Here is a 12178-nt window from a genome sequence, read left to right as displayed (position 1 = left end):
ATGAAAAAGATTATTCCTATCATATGCGTGCTCTTTGCATGTAAGAACGGTGAAAAGCCGGCACAGGAGGCCGCTAAAGACACTGCTGCCGTAGTGGAGGCTACCACTGTAGAACTCACACCGGTACAGGTTAAAAATGGTAATATTGAAATTGGTGCAGCCACTACCCGCTCCATGGCAGCAGTGCTGCGTGTAAACGGTACCGTGGATGTGCCGCCGCAAAATGTTGTGTCGGTAAGCATGCCGCTTGGTGGTTATCTCAAAACCATGAAGCTGCTGCCCGGTATGCCGGTAAGCCGCGGACAGGTGCTGGCCACCCTCGAAGATCCGCAGTACATTCAGCTGCAGCAGGATTACCTGATGGCAAAGAGTAAGCTGCGCTACCTAGAGGCGGACTACCTCCGTCAGAAAGAGCTGAACGAGTCCAAAGCCAACAGCGATAAGGTATTCCAGCAGGCTAAGGCAGAATACGAAGGCCAGCGCGTTACCGCAGGAGCCCTTCGTGAAAAGCTGCTGCTGATCAATATCAACCCGGATAAGCTATCGGACGGTAACATAACCAGATCCGCCAGCATCTATTCGCCGATTTCCGGGTACGTGACCAAAGTAAATGTAAACGCAGGCCGCTACGTAAGCCCTACGGATGTGCTGTTTGAACTCATTAACCCGGCGGACCTCCACCTGAGTCTGACGGTGTTTGAAAAGGATATCGATCACATCTCCGAAGGACAAAAAATTACCTGCTATGCAGTAAACAACCCTTCCCAAAAATACACGGCTACCGTTCACCTCATCAACAGGAATGTGGATGAAAACCGCAGCAGCGAAGTGCACTGCCACTTTAATCAGTTCGATAAAAAGCTGGTACCGGGCATGTTTATGAATGCGGAAATTTCCCTGAACAACGCCCAGGTGCAGGCCGTACCGGATGATGCCGTAGTAAAGTGGGGTAATAAGCCTTATGTTTTTGTGGCTGATGGTGCCAATAAGTTTACCATGCTGCCCGTTGAAACAGGTACACAGTTCGATGGGTTTACCGCCATCAGTACGGACCTCAGCGGAAAACAGGTGGTAACGAAAAACGCCTATACGTTATTGATGAAATTGAAGAATACTGGTGAAGATGAGTAAATACACTGGTATGTAAAGCACGGGAAAAGATCGATCTTTCCCCGTGCTTTTTTTATTTCTCAGGGTCTTCGTCATCCCATTCTATATCATCTGCCTCTTCATCGGATAGGTTATTTTCTTCGAGGTCTTCTTCATCCAGGTCGGGATCCATCTCATCTATTGCAGAAATATCTTCTTCGTCCGCTACATCATTTTTTTGTTTTCCTGTTTTAGGGCCATTTTTCGGGGTGGTATTGGCTTTTGCCGCCAGTTCATCGTCTGTCTGGTCTTTTCCCTTTAATGGTCCCCTACTAAGTCCGGTTTCCGGTTTTTGCATTGGATTTTTGTTTGCCTGCTGGTAATCAGCGGTATTAGGCTGCACCTTTTCCTGGATGGTGTCTTGTTTTTTGGCGTTAGTATGCTTAGTCATAAAAGTATTTTAACAGTGCTGGTTCAAAGAACGCGCCATATGTAGCTGCGTCAGCGCTAGGCGGGCTGGCGCTGGTTTTGTTAAGGTGGAAATAAAAGAATCTATGGAAAAAATACATGTAGAAAACAGAAACAAATATGCGTTAATCACTGGTGCAACGAGTGGTATCGGATATGAACTGGCGAAGTTATTTGCTGCTGACAGTTACAACCTGATCCTTGTAGCCCGTAATGAGGACCGCCTTCAGGATATTGCGGACCAGCTGAAGCTGGCCTATGCCGTGGAAGTAACGCCGGTAGCCAAAGACCTGTTTACTGTTGCCGCCGCCGAAGAAATTCATGGACTCACTAAAAAAATGAATATCGATATAGAGGTACTGGTGAATAATGCCGGTCAGGGCGAGTGGGGGCCATTTGTAGAAACGCCGCTGGAGCGGGAGATAGACATTGTGCAGTTGAATATTATTTCGCTGTTGTCGCTCACCAAGTTTTATTTACAGGATATGGTGCGCCGTAATTCCGGGAAAATTTTATTGCTGGGTTCGGAGGCAGGCGCTACGCCGATGCCGCTTTTGTCCGTATACGCTGCTACCAAAGCATTTGTGATCAGCTTTGGCGCCGCGCTGGCAGAGGAGTTGCGGGATACTGACATTACGGTTACCGTACTGATGCCGGGTGCTACTGATACGGATTTCTTTCATAAGGCGCACCAGGAAGATACCGTTACCTACAGGGAATCAGAACTGGCGCCACCGGAAGAAGTGGCAAAAGATGGATATGATGCGCTGATGAAGGGGGAGCGTAAAATTATATCAGGTGCAAAAACAAAAATGCATGTATGGTTAAGTGACTTACTGGGTACTACTGCTGCCGCAAAAAATGCCCGCAAGCTGAATGAAATCAGTGAGAAGGCGGAAGGTGAAAAGTTGCCCGAACACAGTGCCAGCAGGCAGGAGCGGGAATTTATTAATGATGAAACGCGGAAGTTGGATGGGGACTTACATCAGGATGTGAATTAATGAGTAGAGAATTGCCCGGTTGGTGGAGCTCTTCAGTGAGAGAATTCCTCACTTGATTTTTTCTCGCAAAGAGGTATAAGGATTATGTATTGTCTTTTTTTCTCGCAAAGCAGCATAAGCAGGTAAGCAGCAAAGGATATTCTTTTGTTATTATTGCCTGAATTTTTTCGGCTTTAGCAGGCGCTTTTGGCGCCTGCTAAAGCCGAAAATGGCCGGCACCGCAGGTGCCGGCCATTTTCGGAGATTACTTTTTATCACTATCCTCTTCATAAATCAATTTATTAAAATAACTGGTTTCCCCCTTCTGAGGTTTCATCCTGAAACAGAAACATTTTTCGAAGAATTTATCCCATGATATGTGTTCCAGTGTATTGTTGCCGTGCGGGAAATCGATGCGCAATACACCTGCTTATCCGTTGGCTCCGGTGCCTTTTACCTGTGCGGGCTTGCCTTCACGGGATTCCACCACTCCCGGATAGTGTTGTGATCCGTGGTGGCTTTAGATAGCTTTTCCATGTGTTTTTTACTTAAAAAGTGCACAGGAATTATACCATTGCGATGGTTATTCATCAGGCTGATAGGCGAGGATATCGCCCGGCTGACAGTTGAGCTCGCGGCAGATAGCTTCCAGTGTTTCGAACCGGATAGCCTTTGCCCTGCCTGTTTTCAGAATAGACAGGTTGGAGAGGGTGATGCCTACTCTTTCGCTGAGCTCTGTGAGCGACATCTTACGCATGGCCATCACTACATCGAGGTTTACGATAATGGCCATACTAAATAGTTAAATCCTGATCTGATTGTAATTGAACACCGCGTTGATATACTACCGCCAGCAGGAACGTGATCACACCAGTAATAGTGCTACTGCCGATTTCCTTGAGATAAGATAGATAGGGGACTGGTACTGCCTTGTGTACGATGCTGTTTACCACATTGTATTCTACAAGGTTGAGTACATCCGTGAATATAAACAGCGCTGCCGCTATTTTAGCGTAACGCACAATCCGCGGATGGAAAGGCCTGCTGAGGTCCAGTTCCTTCAGTATACGCAGAAATATCCACATAATGGCCAGTGCTGTCAACAACCGGAAGATAGATAATAGCATGGGTAGTGCATTACGCGTTTTATTTTTTTCAAGGGTTACCTTATAGTGATCATTTAGCTGCGCATAGGATATGGAGGAATCAGCACTGTATAATTTAACCGGCTGCTCTTTTAGGCCAAAGGCCTGCATTTCATAGGATGTGGCTGTAAGGTAACGACTGTTCGTATTTCCCGTGAATAAATTATAGAGCATGAATATTAATGAGGCGCCAACAATTATGAACCCCAGTATGAGCATGAATTTGAGAATTGTAATGAGGTGTTTGATTTTCATGAGCAGTGAAATTTAATAGAACGAAGATATTTTTTATTTATTAAAATACAACATAAATTTATCGAAAAACGATAAAAAATTATTGTTATGCGGGAATTTTGTTGAAAATGAATGAATTGTATATTTCATGATGATTTTTATTTTATCAGGTAAGGATTCCTTTCTAAATAATGGCATTATAACAAGGGCATGCAATTTGGTTTTTCTTTTAGAAAAATATTGAGAACCTTAAAAAACATTTTTTATGGCTACATCACAAGCTGCATCTAAAACTACCTCTCGCTCAAAATCCGGTACTAACTCCCGTTCTGCTGCTACCAGCAAATCCACCGGCAGGTCTAACTCCAATGGCACCGCTAAACGTGCTTCGTCTTCCCGTTCTAACGCCCGTTCCGAACAAATGGAAAATTCTGAATTCCACCAGATGTTTGTTGATGAGCTGAAGGATATATACTGGGCAGAAAAGGCATTGACCAAAGCATTGCCTAAAATGAAGAAAGCCGCTACCAGCGAGGAGTTGCAGGATGCTTTTGAAAAACATGCAGAGGAAACACAAACGCATGTGCAAACCCTGGAACAGATTTTTGAACTGCTGGGTCAGAAAGCGCAGGCAAAAAAATGCGATGCTATGGAAGGTTTGATCTCAGAAGCACAGAGCATTATAGAAGATACCGAAGGGGGTTCTATGGTGCGCGACGCTGCCCTGATCCTGGCTGCCCAGAAAGTAGAGCACTACGAAATTGCTACGTATGGTACCTTACGTGTTTTTGCAGAAAACATGGGTCATACGGATGTAATGGAATTACTGGAGCAAACTCTTGAAAATGAAAAAGCTACGGATGTGGCTTTGACAGAGATCGCTACCAGTACTATTAACGAGGAAGCCAGTGAGGAGTAGTACTGATTTTTTATTTTGCTTATAGTGCGGGCCTATGGCCCGCACTATAAGCAAAGAGGTCCACCGCCGTTGGCGGTGGACCTCTTTGCTTATTAGAAGTAATGATACTTTTTTATCCAAACTTTTGCAGCCATTTCCCAAAATAGTAATTCCTGTTTTTTCCATTTAAATTTAGTTACGAAAAGAGCTGTGCTGTCCGCGTTATTTATTCAGAGCATTACCCAAGGGTGTAACCCTACGCAATATCCTTTTCTCTAAACCCAAAATTGAATAATGAAAAACAACTACGTACGGCAGCTTGCGCTGCCAGCAATCATTGCTCTTTTCGGCGTTAGCTGTTCTAAAGATGCCAGCCAGGGCAACCTGGAAAAAATTACCGGCGCTAAAGCACAGATCGCCTCTTCCACGCCAGGCATCGACAGCGCTAACATTTCCCTCAACTGGGCACAGGGTTATCAGAAAATTGATGGCTTCGGTGCTTTTGCCGGTCGTGTTACTCCTTTCTTTGAATCACCGAAGCGCGACAGCATCCTGGACCTGCTCTGGGGCAACAGTGGCCTGCAGCTCAACATGATCCGCGGGGAAGTATTACACACCTATCCATTCAATTCTTCTACCGGCGCGGTTACCATCAAACCTGCCACGGTAGATATTGATGTATCCCCAACAGCCGCCGCCTATACCGGGCTTACCGCAGATCAGAAAACACATATTTCCCAGCTGTGGATTATGAAATCGGTGAAGCAACGCTATAGTACGCCCATTGCATTTGCCAGCACCTGGACGCCGCCACTCAGCATGAAAACCAATACCAGCGTAGTAAGCGCCAAGTGGTTTAACGGGCTTAATTACAGCTGCTGCTCCAGTTCCTTTGCCAATTATGTAGCTGGCTTTGTAAAAGGCTACCAGAATGAAGGAGTGAGCCTGTACGGCGTATCGCCAAGCAATGAGCCGGAAAACGTATTCTCCGACTGGCCTGCCAGCTATTGGACGGCTGCACATCTGGGCGAATTCATCACCAATAACCTGCGTCCGGCTTTAAATGCACAGGGCCTCAATGGAGTAAAAATTATTTCTTCAGAAAATGCTGCCTGGGGCACTGCTAACAATTTCCTTTCTTCCATGGATAAAAGCAATGTGGATATCCTGGCTGGGCATGGTTATGTGGAAATAGGTGACCTGATTGTAGGCACCCGCGGATTAAATCAAAATCCTTCCATCTGGAACTACGCTACCGGTAACAAACCTGTTTGGGTAACAGAAGCCTCTGATGATGCCGGTACCTATGATGCCAGCATGGCAATGGGTTTGAAACTTGCCACCAGCATGCATAAATTTCTGGCGGAGTGTAACGTAAATGCTTACGTATACTGGCTGGGTATGCTGGCATTTCAGAACAACGAAGCGCTGATTTGTACCAGGTCAGACGGTAGCCTGGAGTTTCCTAAAACCTACGATGTAATGGGTCAGTTCTCCCGGTTTGTACGTCCAGGTTATTTCCGTTTTGCTGCCAGCGTATCCAATAACGGCAACCTTCGTGTGTCGGCCTATAAAGACCCTGCCACGGGTAAATTCAGCGTGGTGGTAATCAATACCGGATCTGTACCTGTTAACTGCGCCGTAGCGTTAAGTGGCTTTGCAGCCAGCTCCCTCACCGGCTATGTGACTTCTGCTGCCAGCACAGCGCATTGGGCGGCTACAACCCCTGTGAATGCTAACGCATCAGGTGGGTTTGTAGTAAATGTACCAGCAAGTAGTGTAGTAACATTTACTGGTACCAGCACTTTGCAGTAGTCCTGCTCCTTTTTGGTGAAACAAGTGCCTGTTGCTTTTACGGCAACAGGCTTTTTATTTTTCCGATTTTTTAACAACTTGAGCCGCCAATTAGTAGATTTGTCTGTAGCTTATAAAACTTATCATGACTGTACAATCCTTATCCAATGAAGCTCAACTGCTGTCCGACCTCCGGGTGGGCAACGAGGCGGCTTTTACGGCGCTGTATTACCACTACAGCCCTGGGTTATACGTAGTAGTGCAGGGCATGATAAAAGATGAAGCTGCCACCACGGATATTATACAGGAGATTTTTTCTGCAATCTGGAAAAACAGGAAGGAGATACAAATTGCCAACTTTGCCGGCTACCTCGTAAGGGCCGGACAAAACAGGGTCATAAATTACTTCCGGCAGTTGCAACATGATAAGGAAAAGCTGGACCAGTTCCGTCAACACGTGGAAGTCCAGTATTCACATATCGAGGAGGCACTGCATTACCAGGACAGTAAGGAAATGCTGGATGAGCTTTTGGACAGGCTGCCCCCGCAGCAGGCGAAGGTATATCGCCTGTGCCGTATTGATGGACTTACCAACCGCGAAGTTGCCGAACAGCTGGGCATTTCCATATACACCGTGAAAGAATACCTGAAAGAAGCCAACCGTAAGATCCGCACTTCCCTGGGTAATGACCCCGGCAAAGTGTTGCTATTACTGCTGTTTTTTAATGTGGTTACAAAAAATTAAAAAAAATACCTTGCCGGCACCCCCTCCATTTCTTTTCTCCGTTGTCATTATAGTAAGATGAGTCAACCAAACAATAAAGCAGCCCTGTTCAACAGGCTGTTAACAGATTCCTGTACACCGGCAGATACGGCTGCACTAATCAGCTGGCTGGGTTCTCCCGCTGTGGCGAAGGACCCTGAAACGGTTGCGCTGATCGAAGAGCAGCTGGCGTCCATGCCAGGGGCCAGCGAGGTAAACCCGGCAGTGATAGCGCGATTACAGGCATTGCTGCCCGCCATCCTGCAGCAGGAGCCGGTAGCGGCGCCCCGTGGCCGCATAAGGAAGTTGCTCACGATGGCCGCTGCGGCGGCAGGTATACTGATTATTTCAACCATTGCATATTTATCCCTGTACCAGCCGCCGGCACCTTCGCGTATAGCCATGGCCGTACCCGGAGGAAACAAAGCCACGCTTACCCTGGCCGATGGCAGGGTGCTGCAGCTGGACAGTGCCAGAAAAACGATTGTACAGGGGGAGCAGGCCATAGAGCAGGATAACGGCACCCTGCGCTACAGCGCCGCCGCCACTACGGGCATGAATACACTGGTAACACCCCGCGGCGGACAATACACGCTGCAACTGCCCGATGGCAGTAAGGTTTGGCTCAACGCCGATTCTAAACTACATTATCCCGCCGCTTTTAGCGGCAGCGAGCGTGTGGTGACTCTGGAAGGTGAAGCGTTTTTTGAGCCGGCAGCAAACCCGGAAAGGCCGTTTAAAGTAATCACCGGCACAGTAACCACCGAGGTGCTCGGCACAAGTTTTAATATCAACGCTTATAGTGATGATCATCAGATCAGCACTACAGTGCTTACCGGCGCGGTAAAAATAAATACAGCAGAAAAAGAACAGGTAGTAAGGCCCAATCAGCAAGGTACCGTAGTGAACAGCGGCACCCACATCTCCCTGAAAAAAGTAAACGCCTATAAAATAGCCAGTTGGAAAGATGGCATGATCGCTTTTGAAAACATGGAAGTGCCGGCAGTAATGAATATGATTGCCCGCTGGTATAATGTGGATATCTCCTATGAAGGAGCTATCCCGCAGGTGCTCATGTCAGGAGAGTTTAAACGCAGCACCAGCCTGGCCGAAGTACTGAAGATCATGAACTACAGCGGCATCCGCTGTGAACTGAAAGAACAAACTATCGTAGTGTATTAATAGCAGAAACCAACCATTTTATCAGCATCAATCAAAATCAGCAATTATGTATCAACCAAAAGAAAAGAACATCCGCCGCTTTCATTAAAGCCAGCAAAGTTAACAGACAGGCATACTCATAAAAAAGCCGGAAATATTCGCAGTATTCCCGGCAGGGGTCTGGTATGCTTTCTCAATCCGGAAGATTGTTATTTCTAACCAAACACATTCAAATCTATGCAATTACTTGCAAAAGGCAAAGCCGTGCCCCCCGGAATAACGGAGAGTAGGCGGCACTTTCTGAATATCAGACAAATAGGACGCATAATGAAGCTGACTTCCTGCTTATTACTATTTTTTGCTTTGCACATCAGTGCAAAAACGATGGGACAGCGAATCACCATCGAGGCCCGCGCGGCCCGGTTGGAATCGGTGTTCGAAGAAATTAAACTACAAACCGGTTATACGTTTGTATATCGCGATGACCTGATGGCCCAGTCCAGAAAGGTGGATCTTCATCTCCAGGATGCCACGCTGAAAGAGGTCCTGGAAGTATGTTTCAAAAACCAGCCATTTACGTACAGTATCACCCAAAACACCGTGGTGCTTCGCAAAAAAGATGAGGAGCCTCCTGCGCCCGTACCGGTGCCGGTACAGCAGGAGGTGATCATCCGCGGTAAAGTAACGGATGAAAAAGGTGAACCCATCCCCGGCGCAAGCATAGCGGTGGCCGGCCAGTCCATGGGAGTGGCTACCCGCACCGACGGCTCCTTCGAACTCAAAACGGACCAGGATAATGTGCAGCTGCAAATCAGCTCCATCGGTTTTAAAACGCAAACCATTCATGCCAGTAGCAAATCTGTTGTGAGAATCACGCTCAAAACCACGGACCAGAGCTTATCACAAGTGGTAGTAACGGGGATGTTTACACGTAATAAAAATAGCTTCGCCGGCTCCACAGCGGTTTATAGCGGTGAACAGTTGAAGACTGTCAGCAACAACAACGTAGTACAGGCCCTACGGACGTTGGACCCTTCCTTCCTTGTGATGGAAAACAACATCGCAGGCAGCAACCCCAACGTACTGCCAACGATTGAACTGCGAGGACAGTCGGCCATTTCGAGTAACAACCTGCGCGACCAGTTTGCCGGCGACCCCAATCAGCCCCTGTTTATACTCGATGGATTTGAAGCTACCCTGCGCCAGATCGTAGACCTGGATATTAACCGGATCGCCTCTATTACTATTCTGAAAGATGCTGCCTCCACGGCAATCTACGGCAGCCGCGCCGCCAACGGAGTAGTGGTGGTAGAAACCATTCGTGCCGGTGCCGGAAAGGTAACCATGACGTATACTTCGGATTTATCAGTAGATGCACCTGACCTGAGCAGCTATAACATGATGAACGCCCGTGAAAAACTGGAATTTGAAAAGCTCGCCGGCAGGTATATTGCCAACGGCGTTTTTGATGGAGCTATGGATCAATATCTCTATTATGATTCACTGTATAGTCGCCGCCTCCAGGATGTAGAACGGGGGGTAAATACCTATTGGCTCAATGAACCGGTACGCACAGGCATTACGCAACGCCATTCGCTATATGCCGGCGGTGGTTCAGGACCCGTTACATTTGATGCAGGTGGCAGCTACCGTAAAGTACAGGGCGTAATGAAAGGCTCCGGCCGAAATGAATGGAGCGGCAGACTCACACTGGGCTATCGTACCGGGAAAGTGAATATCTCCAACAGTACCTTTATTTCCGGTTACACGTCCGCCGAATCTCCCTACGGTACTTTTTCTACCTGGGTAAACACAAACCCTTACTATGAAAAATTACCGGCGTATGAACCCTATCTCGATAAAACAAGAAATAAAACCAATGCAAACACCAACAACCTCTGGGTGAAGAACCCAATGTATGCGGTAGCACTGGGTAATTACGACAAAAATAAATCGCTCAATATCACCAATAACCTGGGGCTGACCGCGGATGTTACGGATGCCCTGCGCATCAGCGGTGCCTTGCAGCTGGCCACCACCAATACGGTAAACGAAGTGTATACCAGCCCGCGCGACCTGGCATTTGCGCAAACTGACCCCTCAAAAAAAGGGACCTACGCCAATGCTAAAACCAGCTCTTTTAATTATGCTGCCTGGTTGATGTTGACTTATTATAAGATGTTAGGCCAGCATATGATTAACGCCAATGTCCGTAGTGATATTTCTGAGAATAAAAATCAGCTGGAAAGCTATCGGCTGGAAGGCTTTCCCAATACGGCCAACGGTAATCCGCGCTTTGCATTTAACTATGCACAGGGCTCTTTACCCTACTACGTCACTAACATCTCCCGAAAAAATAAAATACTGGCCAGTGTAAACTACTCCTACGATAACCGTTATAGTGTGGATGGAACTATTGCATACGATGGTTCCACCTCCTTCGGCACCGCTAATAAATATTCGCCGTTCTATTCCGTAGGTGCCAGGTGGAACCTCGCGAAAGAAGGCTTCCTGAAAAATACAACGTGGATCAGTCAGCTGAGCCTACGCACCAACTTCGGTGTTACCGGTAACCAGAACTTCAATGCATTCAGTTCTGTATCTACCTACGTCTATAACGGTGCCGCCTATGTTAATACGGTTGGCTTGAACCTGGCTACAAAAGGTAACGTGAACCTGCAGTGGCAGAATACCGCAGAAAAAAGTGCGGGTATAGACGCTGGTTTCTTTGGCGGGCGGTTAAAACTAACGCTCGATTATTACGAAAAACGTACGTCCCCATTGGTAATTGCGGTGAGCCTGCCTGCATCCACCGGCTTGTCCAATTATCCGTTTAACGCCGGTACACTTACCACCAAAGGCCAGGAGTTTAAAGTTTCCTACAGTGTGATTGCTAACCAGCAGAAAGGAATAACCTGGACATTGTCCGCCACCGGCTCCCACTACACTTCCCGTTACAGTGACCTCGATAAATATCTCGGGGCGGTAAATGATAAGCTGAGAGCATCAAATTCACTGGTGCAGTACCGCGATGGATATGCGCCGGATGATATATGGGCCGTGCCGTCCCTGGGTATTGATCCCAGCACCGGCCGTGAAATCTTCCTGAAAAAAGATGGTACCCAAACGTATGATTATGACTATAAGGACCGTATTGTGGTGGGGAATAGCCGCCCGCAGCTGCAAGGCGTGTTGAGCTCCTACCTCTCCGTCAAAAATTTTCAGCTGAACCTGAGTTGCCGATACATACAGGGGCAGGATGCGTTTAACAGTGCGCTGTACGACAAAGTGGAAAACATCAGTTTCGATAAAATGGCGAACTACAACCAGGATAAAAGAGCGCTGTACGAGCGCTGGAAAAAGCCCGGCGATGTAACGCAGTTTAAAGGTGTGAGCATTTACGATAAGAGTTATATGAGCTCCCGGTTTATGCAGGAAGAAAATACTTTTTCGCTCGAGTCGGCCAGCCTTACCTATACGTTCCGCGACAAGGCCTGGCTGCGTAGTATGCACCTGGCCAATATTCGACTGATGGGCATGACCAATGAACTGTTTCGTATTTCCACCATTAAGCGGGAACGCGGTATCAGCTACCCTTATGCCAGAACCTTTTCTTTCACGCTGTCTGCCAGCCTGCTTTAAAAAT

General features: G+C 47.3%; 10 protein-coding genes. 7 read left to right on the top strand and 3 right to left on the bottom strand.

Annotated elements, in window-relative coordinates:
* Positions 1 to 1131 (top strand): efflux RND transporter periplasmic adaptor subunit, encoded by a 1131-nt coding sequence (locus tag BUB18_RS07240; protein WP_073079410.1) that lies wholly within the window; start codon positions 1 to 3, stop codon positions 1129 to 1131.
* 52 nt (positions 1132 to 1183) lie between these two features.
* On the opposite strand, the gene BUB18_RS07235 is transcribed toward BUB18_RS07240, so the two are convergent.
* Positions 1184 to 1540, bottom strand: coding sequence for a hypothetical protein (locus tag BUB18_RS07235; RefSeq protein ID WP_073079409.1), 357 nt, complete (start codon positions 1538 to 1540; stop codon positions 1184 to 1186).
* A gap of 103 nt (positions 1541 to 1643) precedes the next feature.
* Between BUB18_RS07235 and BUB18_RS07230 the strand changes: the two genes are divergently transcribed.
* Positions 1644 to 2558 (top strand): SDR family NAD(P)-dependent oxidoreductase, encoded by a 915-nt coding sequence (locus BUB18_RS07230; RefSeq protein ID WP_073079407.1) that lies wholly within the window; start codon positions 1644 to 1646, stop codon positions 2556 to 2558.
* A gap of 562 nt (positions 2559 to 3120) precedes the next feature.
* On the opposite strand, the gene BUB18_RS07220 is transcribed toward BUB18_RS07230, so the two are convergent.
* Positions 3121 to 3330 carry a helix-turn-helix domain-containing protein gene (locus BUB18_RS07220; protein ID WP_073079406.1) on the bottom strand — a complete coding sequence of 70 codons (210 nt, stop codon included), beginning with the start codon at positions 3328 to 3330 and terminating at the stop codon, positions 3121 to 3123.
* Between the two features lies 1 nt (position 3331).
* A complete protein-coding gene (locus BUB18_RS07215) occupies positions 3332 to 3937 on the bottom strand; it encodes a DUF2975 domain-containing protein (RefSeq protein ID WP_073079404.1) in 606 nt (201 codons plus the stop codon).
* A gap of 244 nt (positions 3938 to 4181) precedes the next feature.
* On the opposite strand from BUB18_RS07215, the gene BUB18_RS07210 reads away from it, so the two are divergent.
* The 5 genes from BUB18_RS07210 (at position 4182) to BUB18_RS07190 (ending at position 12174) form a co-directional block, all read left to right on the top strand.
* Complete coding sequence (locus BUB18_RS07210; protein ID WP_083549493.1) at positions 4182 to 4835, top strand: YciE/YciF ferroxidase family protein; 654 nt, start codon at positions 4182 to 4184, stop codon at positions 4833 to 4835.
* A gap of 273 nt (positions 4836 to 5108) precedes the next feature.
* Positions 5109 to 6629: a glycoside hydrolase gene (locus BUB18_RS07205; protein ID WP_073079403.1), complete on the top strand. Its 1521-nt coding sequence runs from the start codon at positions 5109 to 5111 to the stop codon at positions 6627 to 6629.
* A gap of 124 nt (positions 6630 to 6753) precedes the next feature.
* Complete coding sequence (locus BUB18_RS07200) at positions 6754 to 7353, top strand: RNA polymerase sigma factor (protein WP_073079402.1); 600 nt, start codon at positions 6754 to 6756, stop codon at positions 7351 to 7353.
* Between the two features lie 57 nt (positions 7354 to 7410).
* Entirely contained in the window at positions 7411 to 8553 is a 1143-nt protein-coding gene (locus BUB18_RS07195; RefSeq protein ID WP_073079400.1) for a FecR family protein, read from the top strand.
* Between the two features lie 306 nt (positions 8554 to 8859).
* The gene (locus BUB18_RS07190) at positions 8860 to 12174 is read left to right on the top strand and encodes a SusC/RagA family TonB-linked outer membrane protein (protein WP_073079399.1); all 3315 of its coding nucleotides are present in this window, start codon (positions 8860 to 8862) and stop codon (positions 12172 to 12174) included.
* The last annotated feature ends 4 nt before the right edge of the window (positions 12175 to 12178 follow it).

The sequence above is a fragment of the Chitinophaga jiangningensis genome (assembly GCF_900142605.1).
GTDB lineage: Bacteria > Bacteroidota > Bacteroidia > Chitinophagales > Chitinophagaceae > Chitinophaga > Chitinophaga jiangningensis.
The sequence above is the reverse complement of the archived record's forward strand: the minus strand, read 5'-3'. Positions and strand labels throughout refer to the sequence as shown.